This is a genomic window from Williamsia sp. Y721 (genome assembly GCF_059683565.1).
The window spans coordinates 922,671-943,678 of record NZ_JCASNH010000003.1 but is presented as its reverse complement, the minus strand read 5'-3'; the positions used below and the strand labels follow the sequence as shown (position 1 = coordinate 943,678).

Genomic DNA, 21,008 nt, shown 5'->3' with positions numbered 1-21,008 from the left:
AAGCCCGCAATGTCGTTTGTTTCAAGCATGTGGTTCCCCCGAACAACGTGATCGAATCTGTGTTCGGAGCATAGCGGGGCAGTCCGACAGGGGTTGGACCGAAGCGGCCGATGGAAGCGAGGAGGATGGGGTAGACACTGTCTATGTCGTTTACGAGTGCGGTTGCCTATCGGGTTTGTCGCCATGTCCTGGTCGGTCCGGTGCTGTATGTGCTCGGGCGACCGAAAATTGTTGGACGCCATAATGTTCCGTCGACCGGTCCGGCGATCGTGGCCGCCAATCATTTGGCGGTGATCGACTCCTTCTATCTGACACTGGCTGCCCGCAGGCAGGTCTTCTTCCTTGCCAAGTCGGACTACTTCACCCGAACCGGGACGGTGGGCCGTTTCCAGAGTTGGTTCTTCACCGCACTCGGACAGATCCCGGTGGACCGGACAGGTGGGCATGCTGCGGCATCGGCCATATCGGCGGCTACCTCTATCGTGCGCGACGGGAAGGTGTGGGGAATACATCCGGAGGGAACCCGGTCGCCGGATGGGCGCATGTATCGCGGTCGGACAGGAGTGGCGAGGGTGGCCATTGCCAACGGGATACCAGTTGTCCCGGTGGCGATCACCGGGACGCGGCCGGTGGCGGGCGTGAGGTGGTGGCGTCGTGGCCGTGTGGTCGTCGAGATATTGCCGGCCTTCGATCTCTCACCGTATGCGACCAGCAACTATCGCGGCGCGACCGACGCATTGATGCGGATCCTTGCCCAGCACAGCGGGCAGGAGTACGTCGACGAGTATGCGAAATCGTGGGCCGGATCGACACCGCGACGAGGCGCCGCCTGAACGGCTCGGAATCTCGGTCAGGTGGCCGCGTGATTGTGTTCGATGATGCGGATCTGACCGGTCTTCTCGCAGGTCGCGTATCCGTATCGTTTGGCGAAAAGCTCCCATGATGTCTGTTCGGGATCGCTGGGCAGATCTATGGCGCTGCCGTCGCCGAACTCGATGTGTAGATCGCCGTCGTCGTTGCACTCCACGACCTCGGCTCGATTGCCAAGCATTGTGAAGAGTGGTCGTTGCTCGTCGATGACATTCGCAGGGTTGATGCTGTCGTGTTCGACACCGAGTCCGCCGATGGGCGGAGACGTCAACGTGAACGGCGTCCACAGCACCAACTCGCAGTGGTCGTTGAAGAAGAACGTCAGAGTGTCGTCGAACGTGAGTCGTTCCACGATGTGACCTTGGATCCACAGGTGCATTGAGGCCTCCGTGTGTCAGACGTCACATCGACGATAACATCCGGCAGTCGGTCACCCAACCGCATCGATCAGGAATCGAGAAGCGTGGGCCGCGAACGCGCGGATAGCGTCACCGGTAGGACATCAACCAAGCGATGTCCACGCCAGACCTGGGAGGTCGTATAGCCATGAAGACGATGACATGTAAGCAACTGGGTGGGCCGTGCGAGGTTGAACTCCGTGGCGACAAGGCGGACGACGTCATCCACGCCCAAGACCGCCATTTGAAGGAAATGGTGGAGAAGGGCGACGCCACGCACGAAGGTGCGCTGAAGGATATGCAGGGCAGGTGGAAGCGACCCGTCGCGGGATTGGGTTGGTACCGAAGCACAAAGAAGGCTTTCGCGGCACTTCCCGAGGACTGATCACCTGCCCAGGTGGGCAGGTGATCGCGCAAGCGGAAACCAGGTGCCCCCGGCAGGACTCGAACCTGCGACCTAGAGATTAGAAGGCTCTTGCTCTATCCACCTGAGCTACGGAGGCGTGCCGATGACCGGCGCAGGCGAGTATATCGGCACGCGCGAACACAGGCGGACGCGAGTCACAGTCGGGCGGTGCCTACCCTGAAGGGGTGAGCACACCCAGTCCCGATTCGATCGATATCCGCCGCAGTGCGGCAGCAAGCATTGGCTGGGTGTTGGCCTGGGTGGCAGCTTCTGTTGCGGTGGCGGTCACCGCGGTCTCCGCCGGCGACGCACTGGATCTCGCCGGTGTCGGAGACCCGGGGACATTGACGCGGTATGGGCTGCCCACCGTTCAGACGATTGGTGAGATCGGCGCGGTGATCGCAGTCGGCGGCGCGTTGTTCGCAGCATTCTTCGTGCCGCCACAATCCGACGGCGTCCTCGACGTGGGCGGATATCGGGCGATCAAGTCCGCGTCGGTCGGCGCACTGATCTGGGCGGTGGCGGCCCTGCTGATGATCCCGCTGACCATCTCGGACACGTCGGGGTATCCGCTGTCGGAGACGTTGAGTCCCGACCGGATCATCACGGCATTTGATCAGGTCGCCGACGCTCGGTCCTGGTTGTGGACCGCGATCTTTGCGTTGATCTGCGCGATCGTCGCACGCATTGCCCTGCGATGGACCTGGACGCTGATCGTCTTGCCCCTGTCGATCTTGACGTTGATGCCGACCGCCCTGGCAGGGCATTCGTCGACCGGCGGAAGCCACGACGTCGCCACGAACAGTCTGATCCTGCACCTGGTCGGCGCCTGCCTGTGGATGGGTGGACTCTTCGCGGTCCTGATCTACGCCCGCGGTGCCGGACGCTACACACTGCTCGCGATCTCTCGTTATTCCCGTGTCGCGTTCTGGACATTCATCGTTGTCGGGGCCAGCGGCGTCATCAACGCGCTGGTCCGGGTGAAGATCGATCAGCTGTTCACCGAGACCTACGGGCAGTTGGTTCTGGCCAAGATCGTGGCGCTGGTTGTACTGGGTGGATTGGGTGCGTGGCACCGGAAGGCCAGCATTCCGGCGATCGAGAAGGATGACAACCGGCGTCCGCTGATCCGATTCGCAGTAGTGGAGTTGCTCGTGTTCGCGGCAACATTCGGTATCGCCGTGGGTTTGTCGCGGACGCCTCCTCCGGTCAATGCAAACCCGTCGAACATGCCCGCTGCCGAACTGCTTCTGGGCTACCGAATCGATCACGAACCCACATTCGCGCGGATCTTCCTCGACTGGCGGTTCGACCTGCTGTTCGGAACCCTGGCGATTGTCATGGCCGTCGTCTACCTGCGCGGCGTGATCCGCTTGCGCCGCCGTGGAGATGCGTGGCCTATCGGTCGGACAATTGCCTGGATCCTGGGCTGCGCGGCGTTGTTGTTCGCCACCTCATCCGGACTCGGCAAATATGCGCCGGCGATGTTCAGCCTGCACATGATCGCGCACATGACGCTTTCGATGCTGACGCCGGTTCTGCTGGTGCTCGGTGGTCCGATGACGTTGGCGCTGCGGGCTCTGCGTCCGGCCGGAAAGAGCGCACCACCGGGACCGCGTGAGTGGATCCTGGCCATCCTCCACAGTCCGTACTCAAGGTTCATCACGCATCCGCTGGTGGCGTCGGTGCTTTTCGTCGGCAGCTATTACGTCCTCTATCTGGGGGGCTTGTTCGAGACGCTCGTCGATTATCACGCCGCACACGTTGCGATGAACTTCCACTTCATCGTCAGTGGCTATCTCTTCTACTGGGTGGTCATCGGGATCGACCCAGCGCCTCGCACGTTGTCGCCGGTTGCCAAGCTCGCAATGGTGTTCGGCTCGTTGCCTTTTCATGCCTTCTTCGGCGTGGCCCTGATGAGCACCGACAACGTCATCGCCCGCAGCTTCTACCAGAGCTTGATGTTGCCGTGGAATCCCGATCTGATGAGTGATCAACGGTTGGGCGGCGGCATCGCTTGGGCGGCCGGAGAGATTCCGCTCGTGCTGGTGATGCTGGCTCTGCTGGTGCAATGGAGTCGCCAGGACCTGCGACAGGCCCGGCAGTTCGACCGACGTGCCGATCGTGACGAAGATGCAGAGTTGGCCAGCTACAACGCGATGTTGAAGCAGATGTCGCGAGAAGACCAACAGGAGTCGGTGGTTGCAACGAGCCCGGTTGGGGACAAGCCGGCAACTGACGAGTCGGGGGCCCCGGACTCGAGCGAACCCACTCCGGGGACTCGTTCCTGACCGTGCTGGATCGGGGTTTGCCACACCGGCGGTGATGCGACGGGGCTTCACTTGGTTTCACGAACCAAGCAACGCGGTCTAGTGGCACAACTCTCCTCGCTCGGACCCGAGCCCGCTCCCGAGAGTCCGATTCTCGTGGTCGAGATGATTCATCCGGACGGACTTGCACAATTCAATTGTGGGGCAGCATATTTCAGGGTGACGAAGGCTTGGCAGGAGGTGCCGAAGGTCATCAACCGGGCCTAGGTGGATGTGGGAACCACTTATGGCGCGGGCGGGTCGGCAACCAGGAGAAGCCATGTTCTCGGAGTTGCCGCGGCTCGACGTCAGGCGATGTCAAGGCGCCCCGATAGTGGCGCAGCAGTGCATGTTTCGGGAGTGAGTGGCTTCATTACGTCGCCACTTGCGACTGGGCCCAGATCCGTATCCGATCCTTGGTCAGAAGCCCTACGTGGATGGTGCACGAAGGACGAAGAGCCTGCCGCGGATCGAACGAGCGTTTGGTACCAGGAGGGGTGACCCTGACAGTCGAGTCCTGATTCATTCGTTGATGTCATACACCACTTGCCGTGCGCCGAAAGGTCTTCAAAGAGATGCCCAAGGTCCTTCGAGCTCGCCCGCGCAACTAGTTCAGCGTTGCCGTGAAAGGACGATTCGCCCACTTGTGCGTCTATGCGGTGGACACTTCGGACAGCATCTGACTATGGGCGAACATGCCGAGAGCGTTCGAGTCGTGCTTGGACCGAGATGCGACGGAATGACTTGAATAGACTGTGCCACACAGGTCTTGAGGCGGCCGGTGGCCCCTTTCGGGTGCGATACGTGCTCGTTGGGCGTTCGCCGGACTCCCGCACCCCAACTGTATTTGGTCGCCGCCATCAGACCCTTCTGACTGCAGGCAAGGGTCATGCCCGCGAAACGGCGGGGGTGCGTCCTAGGCGATCCGACTACCTTTGATGACTCAACGGCATGGGCCGACAACCAGTGCAAATCGGTGTTGGCTTCCGCCGGCCGCTTCCAGTTGTGGAGCGCTTTGGTTCATGTATATGCCTGCTGCACAGCAGTTTTGATCGATCTACCGCTCTTGGAGCACTGTATTGCTCGACGTCGGATCTGCGATGCGCGCAACCGGGAGAACGAGAAATGTGGGGTAGCTGCACGTCGAACATCAACCTAGTCTGGGGCGCAACTAGGGCATACAATTTGGGTGGTTGATCCTCACAGCCGAACCTCTGATCAATCGCTGAAGTCACGCATCAGCTGACCCACCTAGGCGCGTCTACGTGGGTAACATCGTGCTCTGAAGAGTCTGTAGCGTCCACGGGTCAGGTATGGATAAATCCTGACCACATCGGGAAACTCCCTGTCGCACACTCGGACTGTCGAAGTGGTCTCGAGGAAACGAGCGTATCGGTGGTACCGCCGACCTACGTAACCCTATTCAACTCTCTCTTTGAATCGTAGGTGAACCGCAATGAAGCGGTTAATTTCTGCTGCCATTGCAGCACTATTCGTCCTTCTCGGTTTCCATGTCATCCAGGCGCCAACCGCGAAAGCTGAGGCATGCCCTTCCTCGCAAAGCTTTGTGGTCGGAGGGACTGGTGACCCGACAGGTGGAGGGGTACCAAACGTTCCTCCAGGTCCGCGCACCAATATTGTTTATCCAGCGAGTATTTCGCCAGTAGGCGGCCATGTGTCAGGTGACGAATCCGTAAGGATTGGTACCGGAGGTCTGACCGATGCTGTCCAAACATTCCGGGCCAGATGTCCAGACTCTCAAGTCACCATCATCGGATACTCACTCGGAGCCATTGTCGTCTCGGACGTGTGCGACCGCTTGGATGGCACGAACACAACCTGTGTCACCTATGGCAATCCGAAACGTCAAAATGGCGGAATAATGGGTGTACTACCCACTTTTATGCCCGGGTTCACCTTTACGGGTTGGCGGGAATCGCCTCCAGGTAGCCCGGCAGTTGTTGAGATCTGTAATGAACGCGACTTGTACTGCTCGGCGCCAAATCCGTTACAGGATCCGCTGACATTCATCGATCGTGCAATTGGTACATACTGCGAGCAGCAACACGGTTATCCAGCTCCACGTGCGGACCGGGTATTGCCGTCTTTGGCAACACCTTTTGACACTCTGTCTTTGCGGAGCCTCGATCCATTGACCCGGAAGCTGGTTCCTCATGCACCTATTCGGGTGAAGTCGCCATACATTCCGACACCGTTCGGTGACTATCTTCCCCCGGTGCTGAGTGATGCATTGCCCTCGGTGATCACCGATTACATTCCGCCTCCGGTCTCTGACATTCTGCAGCCCGCGGCTGGTGACTTGCTTCTGCCTGCGGTGGGTGAAGTTGTACCTGCCGTCGCCAATGTCGTGCCTGCGGTGACTGACGCGGTGTCTCCACCGGATGATGTTGTTCCTGCGGTGACTGATGTCGTATCTGCGGTGCCTGTGGTGGACGATGTTGTATCTGCGGTGACCGATGCGGTGCCTGCGGTGGATGACGTCGTATCTGGGATCACTGATGCGGTGCCTGCGGTGGATGACGTCATATCTGGGATCACTGATGAGGTGCCTGCTGTGGATGAAGTGGTGCCCGCGATCGCCGATGTTATCCCTGCGGTGGCTGATCATGTTGCGCCTGCGCTGGTTGACGTGTTGCCGAATATTCCAGGGATGCCATGATCCAAAGGAATTCCGAAAGGACGCCGGTGATATTTAGAAAACCCGTATTCCAGTTCGTCGACCAGCCCCGGTTTATCGCTGGCAACGCGACCAAAAATGGGCCGCACTGGACTATCTTGATCTCTCTACTTTGTTCTCCGATTGAATCCGCCTCACGGCGAGAGGGTGTTAGTCATGCCGAAGCCATATCCGAAAGAATTTCGCCGAGAGGTAATCTCGGTCGCGCGTAGTGGCGAGTCTTCAGTACGTCAAGTAGCCCGTGAGTTCGGGATCTCAGATACCTGTTTGAAACGGTGGCTCAAACTCGCTGAACGCGAGGAGGATACAAACCCGTCGGCATCGCGGCCGGCTGGTGATGAGGCTGTTGAGTTGCGGGAGGCGCATAGAAGAATCAAGGAACTCGAACAAGAAGTTGAGGTGATGCGCCTTGCTGTTGTGTATCTGTCCCGGAGCATCCATCCCAAATGATGTGCGCCTGAACAGTTCAGGAGGGCGAGTACGCTGATCATCCTCGACGTTGCCAGCGACGGAAAGTCGACCGCCGAGACTCTGCTGGGTTCTCCACTCGCTCGCGCGCCGTTGCATACATGCCACGGACTTCTGGGTTGTCTATATGGTGCGGCCATCTGATCGCCAGTCGGTCGGTTCGTGGGTTCGGTGTGTCAGGCTCGCCTAAAGCGAGAGGTGTTGGGGCTGTCTCTTTCTCGCAACTCCGCCCGACCGGTGGACCGTATTTGTTGATGCTGCGCACGGCGTGGACTCCACCGGTAGATCTTGCGTACCGTGTTGTACGCCCTCGCGTACAACGTGGGTGGTACCGGCCAGGAGGTTTCGAGCGAACCCACTCCGGGCGGTCCGCGGGTGACTCCCAACTAGGTGCAGCCTAGAATCTCGACACACATCAGCACAAAAGGCCTTCCGAGAAAATGCCAAAAGGCCATCGACTCCGTCCATCTCACCTTCCCAGGGATTGTCGCGATAGGTCGATTTATCCACTTTGAACCTATGCGTGGATACGCCGGTCCCAATGCCAGGCAATGTATGAACGTGTGACTCGGAGCTCGATATTCTGGAACAAGGCGCCTGTTGTCCATGAATTCGATTCTGTCGCAATAGTATTGAGTTGATCAACGAAGACGCCGTTATGTGGATCCGGCTGCCACGAAAAGGCCCTGTATTTGGTCAACGCGGCCAGTGTCTTCCGATAGGCCTAGGCGTAGGTGGCTACCATTTGATGACGTGGGCGCCGTCGGCAACGAGCGGCAGTCAGGGTTCGGGTCTACCGTCGATCTGAAGTGCAGCTAGCTCGAGAGCTTCAATTCGGAAGCGGCAGCGTATATTTCATGATGGATTGACTTCCCCGCATTCTCGCACTGCAGTGGTCGGGCACTATTTTGCCGACCGTCGGGCATGAGGCCATGGATTGGTGTGCTTAGGTGAGCACCTAGCCGTGGTTCAGGCGAGGGTCTAGTATTCAAGAGGTGTGATCCTCACAGTCAAGTCCTTATTCAGTCTTGAAGTCGCGCAACACCCTGTCGTGGGAAGGCGGGTCTGCGGCGGCTGGCATCGGGACTTTGTGCACAGCTGAGTAGGTCCACTGTGTCGGGCATGGATAAGCCTGGCGATTGCGGGGAATCTCCCGTTTGAATACTCGGGCTTCTGCAACAGGCCGCGAGTGAGTAAAGCGTGCCGGTGATATCCACCGAACCACGCATCATCATTGATCTCTGAACGAATCGTAGGTGAACCTCGTTGAAGCGACTAATTCCTGCTGTAATCGGAGCTCTGTTGACGTTTCTCGTTTTTCATGTTATCCAGGTGCCTGCGGCAAATGCCCAGGTATGTCCTGCCTCGCAGAATTTTGTGGTCGGCGGGACCGGGGACCCGAACAGCGTGAACGTGCCAAATGTTCCCGGCGGACCGCGTACCAATATCATTTATCCAGCGAGTATCTCGCCTGTCGGGGGCTACGTGTCGGGTGACGAGTCCGTTCGGATCGGTACCGAAGGTCTGACGAATGCCGTCAACTCGTTCCGTGCCAGATGTCCGGGTTCGGGTGTGACCATAGTCGGATACTCGCTCGGAGCCATCGTCGTGTCGGACGTGTGCGACCGATTGGATGGCAGAAACACGACCTGTATTACCGAAGGCAATCCGAAACGTCTGCCAGGGCCGGACGGCGCCGGGATCTTCGGTGTGTTGCCCACTTTCATACCTGGCTTTCATTTCACGGGTTGGCGCGTGGCGCGGGCAAACGGACCGGCAATAGTCGAGATATGCAACCTTCGCGACCTCTACTGTGATGCGGTCAATCCGTTGAAAGATCCATTGACATTCGCCGAACGTGCGATTGGGACGTATTGCCAGGCGCAGCACGCTTATCCAGCGCCATGTGCCAATCCGGTGTATCCGTCGTATCCGGTGCCCTGGGATGTGCCGAATCCACGTGATCTCGAGCCAGTGATGGACCAGTTGGTGCCTACCGCGCCTATTCGGGCATTGAATGCACCTTATATACCGACTCGGCTGGGCGACTTTCTTCCTCCTGTGCTTGCGGCAGCATTACCGAATTCGGTGACCGACTATATTCCGCCTCCGGTACCTGACTGGGCGATGGCCGGGTGGAATGACATTGTCACTGCGATCCTCAATGCTCTACCCGCGGCTGTTGATGTGCCGGCTGTGGTGCCTGCTGTGGCTGCCGATGTGCCTTCTGTGGTTCCGGATGTGGTGCCTGCGGTGTCTACGGATGTGCCTTCTGCGGTACCTGATGTATCGGTGGCTGATGTCTCGCCTCCGGTGTCAGATACTGCGGTGTCAGATACTGCGCCATCTACCGTCGGTACTGCTGTACTTACGGTGGCTGACATCTCGCCTGCGGTGGTCGATACACCGGCCATGGTGTCCGACGCTCTTCCGCCTGTGGTCGAAGACGCCATTGCTGTTGTCAACGATGTCGGGTCTGCATTGAATGATGCCGCGTCGTCTGTGGTCGGTGGTGTCGTGCCGGCTGTCGGTGACGCTGTGTCGACTTCGGTCGCTGATCAGGTGCCACCGTCGATAGGTGCTGTCCTGCCGAATATTCAGGGATTGCGATGAGCGCCAACGATTCCGAATTGAATGCAGCGAAAACACATGTTCCTGTCCATGGGCAAAGCTCGGATGGTCGTTGGGATCGTGATCAACAATGAACCGCACCGGACGACGGAAACTTGGTCCGGTGTGTTCACGCGTGAGATCCATCTCGCGTTGAAAGGACGGTTGTAATGCCTAAGCCCTACCCGAATGACTTTCGCCGCGAGGTGATCTCAGTCGCTCGCAATGGCGAGGCTTCAGTGCGTCAGGTCGCGAGTGATTTCGGGATCTCTGAAACGTGTTTGAAGCGGTGGCTCAAGATCGCCGATCGCGAGGGCCGTATCAACGGACCGACTTCGGGATCCGTCACTGACGGCGCTGCTGGTTTGCGGGAAGCACGCAAGAGGATCAAAGAACTCGAGCAGGAAGTCGAGGTGATGCGCCAGGCCGTTGTGTACCTGTCGAAGAGCATGATTTCACAGTGAACTTCCGGGAGTGCTCTGCTCATGAGGCCGGCGTCCAGCCGGTACATGTTTGACTTCGGCAGTCACCAAGCCCAGATCGGCACATTCGTGCCAGGCATCCTCGCATGGTTCGTGGCATGCGCACGCGAGGTGGTTACGGTCCGGCGCCCACCCGAGGTGCCCGGGAACTCTATGGTGATGTTGCGACGTTGCTATCAAGGGTGATGGGCCTCTACCGGCTGACGGGCGACGTCGGCAACCGTGATTGCGCGGTGGCGGGCGAAAGTCTCTTCGGCGATTGGATAGGGTTGTGGGGTGCAAAGTCGGCTCACCTCCGTGTGCAGCGTGTCAAAATCGGACAACGCTTCATCCCGGAGAACTGACCCGGCTCAGCGGAGGGCAGAACAAGGGCAATCCCTACGCCCATTACCCCTAAACAGCAGGTAGGAAGGCCACCAGATGCCAGAGTTCATCTATACAATGAAAAAAGTGCGAAAAGCACACGGCGACAAGGTGATTCTCGACGATGTCACCATGTCGTTCTACCCGGGCGCGAAGATCGGTGTGGTCGGCCCCAACGGTGCCGGTAAGTCGTCGATCCTGAAGATCATGGCCGGCATCGATCAGCCGTCCAATGGCGAGGCATTCCTCGACCCCGACGCGAGCGTCGGCATCCTCATGCAGGAACCCAAGCTCAACGAAGAAAAGACTGTTCGACAGAACGTCGAAGAGGGCATGGGCCTGATCAAGGAACAGCTCGACCGGTTCAACGAGATCGCCGAACTGATGGCAACGGACTACTCGGACGAGCTCATGGAAGAGATGGGCAAGCTGCAGGAAGCCCTCGACCACGGCGACGCCTGGGACCTGGACTCACAGCTCGAACAGGCGATGGACGCGCTGCGCTGCCCGCCGGCGGACGAGCCCGTCACCCACCTCTCCGGTGGTGAGCGTCGTCGCGTCGCACTGTGCAAGCTGCTGCTGCAGAAGCCGGATCTGCTGCTCCTTGATGAGCCCACCAACCACCTCGACGCCGAGAGTGTCCTGTGGCTCGAGCAGTACCTCGCGTCTTACCCGGGCGCTGTGCTGGCCGTGACCCACGACCGGTACTTCCTCGATCACGTCGCGCAGTGGATCTGTGAGGTCGACCGCGGAAAGCTCCACCCGTACGAGGGCAACTACTCGACGTACCTGGAGAAGAAGGCCGCCAGGCTCGAGGTTCAGGGCAAAAAGGACCAGAAGCTGCAGAAACGCCTCAAAGAGGAGCTGGCTTGGGTGCGGTCCGGCTCCAAGGCCCGCCAGACCAAGAACAAGGCCCGCCTCGGCCGATACGAAGAGATGGCCACCGAAGCCGAGAAGATGCGCAAGCTTGACTTCGAGGAAATCCAGATCCCGACGCCGCCGCGCCTCGGTGATGTGGTCGTCAACGTCAGCCACCTCGACAAGGGTTTCGACGGTCGGGTGCTGATCAAGGACCTGTCGTTCACCCTGCCGCGTAACGGCATCGTCGGCGTCATCGGCCCCAACGGTGTCGGTAAGACCACGCTGTTCAAGACCATCGTCGGACTCGAAGAACCCGATTCGGGTGAGGTCAAGGTCGGCGACACGGTCAAGCTCAGCTACGTCGACCAGAACCGCGCGAACATCGACCCGAAGAAGAACGTCTGGGAAGTTGTCTCCGATGGCCAGGACTTCATCACGGTCGGTCAGAACGAGATGCCGTCGCGCGCCTACGTCAGCGCATTCGGGTTCAAGGGACCGGACCAGCAGAAGCGCGCCGAGGTGCTCTCCGGTGGTGAACGCAACCGCCTGAACCTGGCGCTGACCCTCAAAGAGGGCGGCAACCTGATCCTGCTCGATGAGCCGACCAACGACCTCGACGTCGAGACCCTCGGTTCGCTGGAGAACGCGCTCGAACTGTTCCCGGGCTGTGCTGTGGTCATCTCGCACGACCGTTGGTTCCTCGACCGCACCTGTACCCACATCCTGGCGTGGGAAGGCAACGTCGAAGAGGGCAAGTGGTTCTGGTTCGAGGGCAACTTCGAGGCGTACGAGGCCAACAAGATCGAGCGTCTCGGAGCCGAGGCCGCCCGCCCGCATTCTGTGACACACCGCAAGCTGACACGCGATTAGCAATTCGCCGACCGCCCGCGATCACTACATTTGAAGGCAGACCCCCGGAGATCCCGGGGGAGACCGATCAACTGGAGTGTGACGGTAATGGTCGGATCGACGCAGTCTGATTTCGCGGACATACCGTCCGACGATCTGCCGGAACCCATGAAAGCCCTGCTGGGACAAGCAATCAGTGGGTACTTTCACGGACCGGGCACCCGTCGGCAGAAGACATGGGAAGAGCTGGGATCGGCACAACGATCCCAGCTCTTCCGGCATCTGGGGCTGGGCCACATCCGATCTCCGGGCACAGCGGTCATCGACATCGATCACGACGGCGGGTCGGTGTTGATCGCAATGGTTGCCGACGACATGCCGCTGCTTGTCGAGTCGGTGGTGGCCGGTATCGAGGCGGCCGACCTGATGGTCGTCCGCATCGATCACCCGATTCTTCCGGTTGTCCGTGACGAGAACGGCGTGCTGCTGGAAGTCGACGGGTCCGGGGCCGCCGACGACGTCGTCGCCGGGCGTGGCCGGATCACCGAATCGTGGATCTACGTCGAGGCGACGCCGACCACCTCGACGATCGATCTCGAACGAGTCCGGGCAGAGCTCGACACCGTGGTTGCCCGGATTCGCGACGTCAATCGCGACCGAGACGCCATGATCGGTCTGATCGGTGGCCTTGCCGATGTATTCGGTTCCTATACGACAGCAGACGTGCCCGACGGTATCGACCGCGCGACGGCATCGGACCATGCCCAGATGCTCGGCTGGCTCGCCGAGCATCATTTTTCGGCTTATGGCTATGTGCACTGCGTGGGAACTGCCGGCAACCGGACTGCCGAACCGGAGACGGGTCTGGGTATCTGGCGGGGCGATACCGCGGCGCACAGAACCGATCCGGGGGCCGGGCCGGTGACGGTGCAACAGCTCTATCTTCCGACGCGTATCCAGCGATCGAACTTTCCCACTCTGATCACGGTCGCCGACTACGACACCGACGGCACCCGAAAAGGCGATCACGTTTTTGTCGGGACCTTCACATCGACGGCGCTGCACGAGAACATCCTGGCGATTCCGGTGATCGACACCAAGGCCGGCGACGTGCTGGCCAAGGCAAAGTTCGATCCCAGCTCTTTCAACGGCATGGCAATGCTCGAGCTGATGCAGACCCTGCCACGCACCGAACTGTTCTCGATGTCTGCCGACGAACTCGCGCGAACGCTGTCAGCGGTCCTCGAGGCCGTACCGAATCGACAGATACGGGTGTTCCTGCGCCCTGACCCCGCGGGCGAAATCGTCTCTGCGCTGGTCTATCTGCCCCGAGACCGCTACACCACCCGGCTACGTGAGACATTGCAGAAACTGCTGCTCGACGAACTCGGAGGTGGGCATCTGGAATACACCGCCCGGGTCAGTGAATCCGCACTGGCACAGTTGCACGTGGTGATGCGGGTCCGAGCGCGGGATTGTCGTGAACTCGGCAGCCTCGCAGTGGGCACTCCGGGACAGATTGCGTTGCAGGACAAGATGGTCGAGGCAGCGCGTGGCTGGGACGAGTTGCTCCGTGAAGTCGCCGTTGGCGATGCCGGGGATCTCGATGAGATCGCGTTCTACGCCGCGACCCTGCCCGACAGTTACAAAGACGTGCGGAGCCCGGCGGAGGCCTATGTCGACGTCGCGATAGTCGATTCCCTCGGCGACGGCGACTTCTATGTTCGGCTGTACCGGCCCGCCGCCGATATAGAGCGCAGTGATCAGGATTGGCGCTTCGCGTTCTATCTGTGCGGACGCCCGGCGACCTTGACGGAGATCCTGCCGGTCTTGCACAGCCTGGGCGTCAACGTCCTCGACGAACGTCCTCTCGAGATCGAGCGCCAGGACGGCCATCGGTGTTTCGTATACGAGTTCGGGCTCTCTCTGGCCGACGGGATGACGGTCGACGAACAGAATGTCGCCGACGTCGAACATCGTTTCACCGAGGCATTTTCGCAGATCTGGCGTGGCGACGCCGCGGTCGACAACTTCAACGAACTGATCTTCCGATGTGGTCTGACCTGGCATGAGGTGGCCATGCTGCGCGCCTACGCGCGCTATCTGCGCCAATGTGGAAGTTCCTACAGCACAACACATGTGGCGTCGGTACTCGGGACAAACACGGTGGTCACCAAGTCGCTGGTCGAACTCTTTCGGGCTTCCTTCGACCCGCAGGGCGCCGACGAAGACCGTCGCAACGATGTACTCGAACGTCTATCCGTGGCGATCGGCGACATCATCAGCATGGATGTCGACCGGATCGTCAATGCCTATGTCTCCGCACTGAAGGCCACTGTGCGCACCAACTACTTCGGCACCGACCGGGCCGGATTGCAGCACCAGACCCTCAGTTTCAAACTCCGGCCACGCGAGATTCCCCAAACCCCGTTGCCAAGGCCGTTGTTCGAGATCTATGTGTATTCGCCGCGCGTCGAGGGCGTGCACCTGAGATTCGGGTCGGTTGCGCGTGGTGGTCTGCGCTGGTCCGATCGGCAGGAGGACTTCCGCACCGAGGTCCTGGGACTGGTCAAGGCGCAGGCCGTCAAGAATGCGGTGATCGTGCCGGTCGGGTCCAAAGGTGGGTTCGTGGTCAGACGTCCGCCGCTGCCGACCGGAGACGCCGCTGCCGATCGCGACGCGGTCCGCAACGAAGGCATCGCATGCTATCGGCGATTCATCTCCGGACTGCTCGATGTCACCGACAACATCGACGCGAAGTCGGGAGAGGTCGTCGGGCCTCCCGAAGTGGTTCGCCGCGACAGTGACGACCCGTATCTGGTGGTGGCCGCAGACAAGGGGACTGCCTCGTTCTCCGACATCGCCAATGATGTTGCCGGACAGTACGAGTTCTGGCTGGGCGATGCGTTTGCCTCGGGTGGTTCGGCCGGATACGACCACAAAGCCATGGGAATCACTGCCCGGGGTGCCTGGGAAGCGGTGAAGCGGCACTTCCGGGAGATGGGTTCCGATACCCAGACCGACGATTTCACCGTCGTCGGGATCGGGGACATGAGCGGCGATGTGTTCGGCAACGGAATGTTGTTGTCCGAGCACATCCACCTGGTCGCCGCATTTGATCACCGGCACGTGTTCATCGATCCGGACCCCGCCGCCGCGTCGTTCGCCGAACGCCGACGACTGTATGACCTGCCTCGATCCTCATGGGCCGACTACCGCGCCGACCTGATCAGCGAAGGCGGTGGAGTGTGGGCGCGCGATCAGAAGTCGATACCGATCAGCCCTCAGATCGCCGACGCGCTGGGACTGGCTCATGACATCACGGCGCTGTCCCCGCCAGAACTCATCCGGGCGATCCTGCTCGCGCCGGTTGACCTGCTGTGGAACGGGGGCATCGGGACCTATGTGAAGGCCAGTACCCAGTCCCAGGAACAAGTGGGCGACAAGGCCAACGACACCATCCGGGTCAACGGAAACGAGTTGCGCGCCAAGGTCGTCGGGGAAGGCGGCAACCTCGGGCTGACGGAACTCGGGCGTATCGAGTTCGCGCTCGGCGGCGGCCGGGTGAACACCGACGCGATGGACAACTCTGCCGGTGTCGACTGTTCCGACCATGAGGTCAACATCAAGATCCTGCTCGATTCCCAGGTCTCGACGGGCAAATTGCCTGCTGCCCAGCGAAACCCACTACTCGAGTCGATGACGACCGAGGTGGGGGATCTGGTTTTGGCCGACAACGTCTCGCAGAACGCCGAACTCGGTACCAGCCGGGCCAGTGCCGACCAGACGGAAGAGGTCTACCGGCGGTTGCTCAAGGAGATGGCAGGGCGCGGCGTCGACCTGCGACTCGAGGCGCTGCCCCGTCCGGACGAATTGGCCAAACGCGGAAATGCCACCGGCCGACACGGTTTGACCTCACCGGAACTGGCCACTGTGATGGCGCACGTCAAACTCCTGCTGAAGGCCGACATGCTCGCGGGCGAACTCCCGGACAACGATGTGTTCTCGCCACGCCTGAGCGCCTATTTCCCGGCCGCGTTGCGGGAGCGCTTTGAAGAGGGGATCGCGACCCATCAGCTGCGTCGAGAGATCGTGACAACCACGGTGGTGAACGATCTGGTGGACAACGGCGGCATCACGCACGTCTTCCGCCTCTGCGAGGGCAGCGGCGGCGAGCCGGTCGACGTGGTGCGGTCCTATCAGGTGGTCACCGAGGTCTTCGGCTTGCACGCACTGTGGTGGGCGATCGCCGCGGCCCCGTGTCCGGTCCCGACCACCGACGCGATGATCGTCTACACCCGACGGCTCCTGTTCCGGGCGTCCCGGTGGATGATCGCAGGCCGGCCACAACCCCTGGCGATGGCCGCGGAGGTCACCCGTTACGGCGAACTGGTCGCCGAGTTGTCTCCGCGTCTGCCTGGTTGGCTACGTGGTGCGTCGGCGAGCGTTGTCGACAATCACGCCGCACGGCTGGTCGGCGACGGTGTCCCCGACGATGTCGCACAGGCCGTCGCACTGAGCCTTCACCGGTTCTGCCTCCTCGACATCATCGATGCCGCCGAGATCTCGGATCGTGACCCGGCGGAGGTCGGTGACCTGTACTTCGCGCTGATGGATCACCTCGGGGTGGAGAAACTGCTCAGCGCCGTCTCCGATCTCGACCGCATCGACCGATGGCACTCGTTGGCGCGCCTGGCATTGCGCGATGATCTGCACCAGGCGCTGCGATCGCTGTCTCTGGTGATCCTGGACTCCGGTGAACCCGAAGAATCGGCGGACGAGAAGATAGCCGAGTGGGAACTGCACAACACCTCGAGGTTGTCCAGGGTCCGCGCGACACTCTCGGACATCTCCGAGAGTGGAAACCTCGACCTGGCAACCCTGTCGGTCGCAGCTCGACAATTGAGGAGCATCATCCGCTGATGGCTGATCTGACACTGTCCGCCCGTGACCGTATTGATCTCGCGGCTTTCGCCGGCCGCGCCCTGCGAGCAGACGACGTCGCCGTGATCCGGATCAAGCGGCGTGGGGATGGATTGCTCGGCGTCTGGGTCAACACCGGATTCGATGTCCTGGCCAGCCGTGTCGTGGCCGGCTCGATGTCCGGTGACGACGTGGTGTGCGGGGCGTCCGAGCTGCGAAAGGCGTTGCGGGCGACCAAAGACGATCCTGGGGCGACGACCGTCGACACCGGGTTCGCCCTCGACAGCGCCTGGCGCGGTGCGTTGCCTTCCACCGACGGATTCACCCACATCGACGACATACCCGCGCGGGTGCTGGTGCAACTGTCCAGGACCGGGGCCGAGGTCGCACGCACACAGGGCAGCGGCCACGGACCACCGACCTCGCTGCTCGATCAGCGGGTGGTCGACGTCTCGTCGGAGTCATCCGATCAGGTCATCGGGGTATCGATGCGATCGGTTTTTGCGCTGACCGCCATGGGCTTCGTGCGCCAGGCCGACAACCGCGACGTCACCGAGACATCGCCCATCGAAGACATCGACGACGCCGAAATGGTCCGGGTCCGGGCCACCGCCGTGTGGGCACGACTAGACGCCAGATTCGGATCGGTTTACCAGCGCCGAACCATGTCTTTGGGGCTGTCGGTCAACTAGCGGTGCCCGGCCGCGCGCGCGACCGGGCCATCAGGGTGGTCAGACGAGCCAGGCCGCCGCATTGGGCGGGAGTTGGCCATCGACCAGCGGTGCGCTGGAGAGCAGGACCTCACCCGGAGGCAACCCGATCGGTTCCTCGCCTGCATTGAGGGCGCAGACCAACCTGCCGAGCGATCGGCGGAATGCCAGGCACCCGGTCGGGGCGCCGTACCACTCGATGGCCTCCCCGGCGAACTCTGGACGCGTCTTGCGGAACTCGATTGCCTGCCGATACAGCGACAGCGTCGAGTTCAGGTCTTCGAGCTGATTCTCGACGGTCAGCGCCGCCCACTCCGCGGGGATCGGCAACCAGGTGTCCGGGTTGGTCGAGAACGCGAACGGGGGAGCAGTGCCCTCCCAGGGCAGCGGTACGCGGCAGCCATCGCGGCCGCGTTCGGTGTGCCCCGAGCGCTCCCAGACCGGATCCTGCAATACCTCGTCCGGTAGGTCGACATTGGGTAGTCCGAGTTCGGCACCGTTGTAGATGAACACCGCGCCGGGTAGTGCGAGTTCGACCAGGATCATCGCCCGGGCGCGGTCGATGCCGGCCTGTGGTGAGTCGTCGGACGCGTAGCGGGTGACCTCGCGCTCGACGTCGTGGTTCGAGAGCGTCCAGGTCGGTGTGCCCGAGACGTACGCGACTGCCTCCAGCGAATGCTCGATCGCAGCGCGGACAGCCTCGGACTCGAAGGGGATCTTGGCGAGCCGGAAATTGAATCCCAGGTGGAGTTCGTCGGGACGCACGTATTCGGCGAAGCGTTCGTTGTCCTGCACCCAGATCTCGCCGACGGTCATCGCGTCGGGATAGTCGTCGAGCACCGCGCGGATCTGGCGATGGATGTCGTGGACACCCGGGTTGTTGAACCGCGGATCGTCATCGGCGTTGCTGAGCAGGCCGACGTCCTCGAGATCCATGTCGGGCAGCCCTTCGGGCTTGGCCATTCCGTGGGCGACGTCGATCCGGAATCCGTCGACACCGCGGTCGAGCCAGAACCTCAAAGTCTTCTCGAGGTCGGCGAAGACCTCCGGATTCTCCCAGTTCAGGTCCGGCTGTTCGGGGGCAAAGATGTGCAGAAACCACTGGCCCGGTTCACCATTCGGTTCGGTGACCCTGGTCCAGGCCGGCCCGCCGAAGACGCTGCTCCAGTTGTTGGGCGGTTCGCTGCCGTCTTCTCCGCGCCCGTCGCGGAAGATGTATCGTTCGCGGGCCGCGCTGCCGGGCTCAGAGGCGAGTGCCTCGACGAACCAGGCGTGCTGGTCGCTGGTGTGGTTGGGGACAAGGTCCATGGTGACCTTGATGTCGCGTTCGTGAGCTTCGCGGATGAGGTTGTCCAGCGACTCGAGGCCGCCGAACAGTTCATCGATATCGCGTGGGTCCGAGACGTCGTAACCGTGGTCGGCCATCGGGGACTTCATCACCGGGCTGAGCCAGATGGCATCGACACCGATCAGTTCCAGGTAGCCCAGCTTGTCGATCACACCGGGGATGTCGCCGACACCGTCACCGTTGTCGTCGGAGAAGGAGCGGGGGTAGATCTGATAGAAGATCGCGTTCTGCCACCACCGGGGAAAGCCCGGGTCGGCCGGTGTGTGATCTTCCGCCGAAGCATTACTCGCGGCCTCGGAAAGATCATTCGTCTCATCACTCACGTGATTTATCTTGCCTCACGACCTGCAGAACGTCACGGTCACGTCGCCGTGGCAGGTCTCTCAGTCAGATCGGGGAGTTCATCATCGAGTCGGCTGCCATCTCGACGTAGTCGGTCAGAGCCTGTCGATGATTGTCATCCAGACGAGCCGAGTCGATCGACGCAATAGCGATGTGCATGCACCGCAGCCATGCCGCCTTCTCGATGGGACCGATCCGGAAGGGATTGTGCCGCATTCGCAGTCTCGGATGGCCCCGTTCGTCCGAGTACGTCCGAGGCCCACCCCAGTACTGCACGAGGAACATGCGCATCCGTCGCTCGGCCGGACCGAGGTCTTCTTCGGGGTAGAGCGGTCGCAGGATCTCGTCCTTCGCGACTTCCTCGTAGAAACGGGCAGTGAGGTCGGTAAAGGTCTGTTCGCCACCCACTGCCTCGTAAAACGTCTGCGGAGAAGTAGTCACGGCTCCATTGTTCCACCCGGTGAGCGCATCGGTGTGGGCGCCGCCCGTCGGCTACTTCTGGGCCCGGACATCCAGTGTTCACATACCTGGCGGCGAGCGGCCTGCATTTTGCCTCGCATTTGTTCGGCATCCGTGTTGAACTGAATCGTTCCCATCGAGGTCGGTTGGTTTGGCCGGGAGGTTAGATGTCGCGGACGAAGGTGCAGCGTAAGAAGGGTCACGCGGGGTATGACCGCGGCCCGACCACAACTGATGGACGCGTGAGAACGCACGGTGAGGCAAGCGTGTCCACGCTGGACACCGGCCCCCGTTCCGTCGACGCGATCGGTGTGCCGCCCGGGGGCGGAACCAATTCGCGCTGGGGCAAGCACCGCGTGCTGCTCCTGAATGCGACCTATGAGCCGCTTGCCGCGATCTCGATACGCAGGGCAATTGTGTTGGTGCTCCGTGAGCGGGCCGATGTCATCCATGAGGACGGCGCCGGCCCGCTCATTCATTCGGCGGAGATGGCGATAGCCGTGCCGTCGGTGATCAGGCTGCGGACGTACGTGCGGGTTCCGTATCGCGCAGTCATCCCGATGACGAGGGCCGCTCTGATGCAGCGCGACCGCACGCGCTGCGGCTACTGCGGCGGTAAAGCCGACACGATCGACCATGTGGTGCCGCGCAGTCGCGGCGGAACCCACACCTGGGACAACTGCGTTGCCTGCTGCGCGTCCTGCAACCACAAGAAAGCCGACCGCCTGCTCTCAGAACTCGGCTGGACGCTCAAGGTCGCCCTGACCGCGCCGAAGGGCCGGCACTGGCGACTGCTTGCGACGGTGAAGGATTTCGATCCGGCGTGGTCGCGGTATCTGGATGTGGGTGCGGCCTGAGTCAGATCTCTGCGGCATCGGAGCAGGGTGTTCCGACGCGCCGGGCGACCCTCGG

13 protein-coding genes, 1 tRNA gene and 1 pseudogene are annotated in these 21,008 nt (G+C 61.2%); 11 read left to right on the top strand and 4 right to left on the bottom strand.

From position 1 onward, the window contains the following. The first annotated feature begins 143 nt into the window (after positions 1-143). Positions 144-833, top strand: a complete 690-nt coding sequence (locus tag AC56PL_RS19255; protein WP_497154797.1) for a lysophospholipid acyltransferase family protein — start codon at positions 144-146, stop codon at positions 831-833. Between the two features lie 17 nt (positions 834-850). On the opposite strand, the gene AC56PL_RS19250 is transcribed toward AC56PL_RS19255, so the two are convergent. Next, positions 851-1,249: a DUF6188 family protein gene (locus AC56PL_RS19250; RefSeq protein ID WP_495516837.1), complete on the bottom strand. Its 399-nt coding sequence runs from the start codon at positions 1,247-1,249 to the stop codon at positions 851-853. Positions 1,250-1,425: 176 nt separating this feature from the next. Here AC56PL_RS19250 and AC56PL_RS19245 point away from each other — a divergent pair, with 176 nt between their 5' ends. Then, positions 1,426-1,653: a hypothetical protein gene (locus tag AC56PL_RS19245; protein ID WP_497154796.1), complete on the top strand. Its 228-nt coding sequence runs from the start codon at positions 1,426-1,428 to the stop codon at positions 1,651-1,653. Between the two features lie 44 nt (positions 1,654-1,697). Here the strand turns inward: AC56PL_RS19245 and AC56PL_RS19240 are convergent. After that, a tRNA-Arg gene (locus AC56PL_RS19240) sits at positions 1,698-1,771 on the bottom strand. Between the two features lie 88 nt (positions 1,772-1,859). Between AC56PL_RS19240 and AC56PL_RS19235 the strand changes: the two genes are divergently transcribed. The 8 genes and pseudogenes from AC56PL_RS19235 (at position 1,860) to AC56PL_RS19200 (ending at position 17,929) form a co-directional block, all read left to right on the top strand. Next, positions 1,860-3,965: a bifunctional copper resistance protein CopD/cytochrome c oxidase assembly protein gene (locus AC56PL_RS19235; RefSeq protein ID WP_497154795.1), complete on the top strand. Its 2,106-nt coding sequence runs from the start codon at positions 1,860-1,862 to the stop codon at positions 3,963-3,965. A 1,474-nt stretch (positions 3,966-5,439) separates the two neighbouring features. Continuing rightward, on the top strand, positions 5,440-6,663 hold the full coding sequence (locus AC56PL_RS19230; protein WP_497154794.1) for a cutinase family protein: 1,224 nt from the start codon (positions 5,440-5,442) through the stop codon (positions 6,661-6,663). A 174-nt stretch (positions 6,664-6,837) separates the two neighbouring features. Beyond that, entirely contained in the window at positions 6,838-7,131 is a 294-nt protein-coding gene (locus AC56PL_RS19225) for a transposase (protein WP_497154793.1), read from the top strand. Between the two features lie 1,320 nt (positions 7,132-8,451). Next, positions 8,452-9,762 (top strand): cutinase family protein, encoded by a 1,311-nt coding sequence (locus tag AC56PL_RS19220; protein WP_497154792.1) that lies wholly within the window; start codon positions 8,452-8,454, stop codon positions 9,760-9,762. A gap of 167 nt (positions 9,763-9,929) precedes the next feature. Next, positions 9,930-10,205, top strand: a pseudogene (locus AC56PL_RS19215) (transposase); the annotation flags it as partial. Between the two features lie 456 nt (positions 10,206-10,661). Continuing rightward, positions 10,662-12,335: an energy-dependent translational throttle protein EttA gene (gene ettA, locus AC56PL_RS19210; RefSeq protein WP_495516831.1), complete on the top strand. Its 1,674-nt coding sequence runs from the start codon at positions 10,662-10,664 to the stop codon at positions 12,333-12,335. Positions 12,336-12,422: 87 nt separating this feature from the next. Next, positions 12,423-17,237, top strand: coding sequence for an NAD-glutamate dehydrogenase (locus tag AC56PL_RS19205; RefSeq protein WP_497154791.1), 4,815 nt, complete (start codon positions 12,423-12,425; stop codon positions 17,235-17,237). Then, the gene (locus AC56PL_RS19200) at positions 17,237-17,929 is read left to right on the top strand and encodes a DUF8185 domain-containing protein (RefSeq protein WP_495516829.1); all 693 of its coding nucleotides are present in this window, start codon (positions 17,237-17,239) and stop codon (positions 17,927-17,929) included. The genes AC56PL_RS19205 and AC56PL_RS19200 overlap by 1 nt, the downstream gene beginning before the upstream one ends. A gap of 39 nt (positions 17,930-17,968) precedes the next feature. Here AC56PL_RS19200 and AC56PL_RS19195 read toward each other — a convergent pair whose 3' ends face one another. Together AC56PL_RS19195 and AC56PL_RS19190 are read right to left on the bottom strand one after the other, a co-directional pair. After that, positions 17,969-19,618: an alpha-amylase family glycosyl hydrolase gene (locus AC56PL_RS19195; RefSeq protein ID WP_495516828.1), complete on the bottom strand. Its 1,650-nt coding sequence runs from the start codon at positions 19,616-19,618 to the stop codon at positions 17,969-17,971. Between the two features lie 64 nt (positions 19,619-19,682). After that, positions 19,683-20,078 (bottom strand): globin domain-containing protein, encoded by a 396-nt coding sequence (locus tag AC56PL_RS19190; protein ID WP_495516827.1) that lies wholly within the window; start codon positions 20,076-20,078, stop codon positions 19,683-19,685. 185 nt (positions 20,079-20,263) lie between these two features. Here AC56PL_RS19190 and AC56PL_RS19185 point away from each other — a divergent pair, with 185 nt between their 5' ends. Next, positions 20,264-20,953, top strand: a complete 690-nt coding sequence (locus AC56PL_RS19185; protein ID WP_497154790.1) for an HNH endonuclease — start codon at positions 20,264-20,266, stop codon at positions 20,951-20,953. The last annotated feature ends 55 nt before the right edge of the window (positions 20,954-21,008 follow it).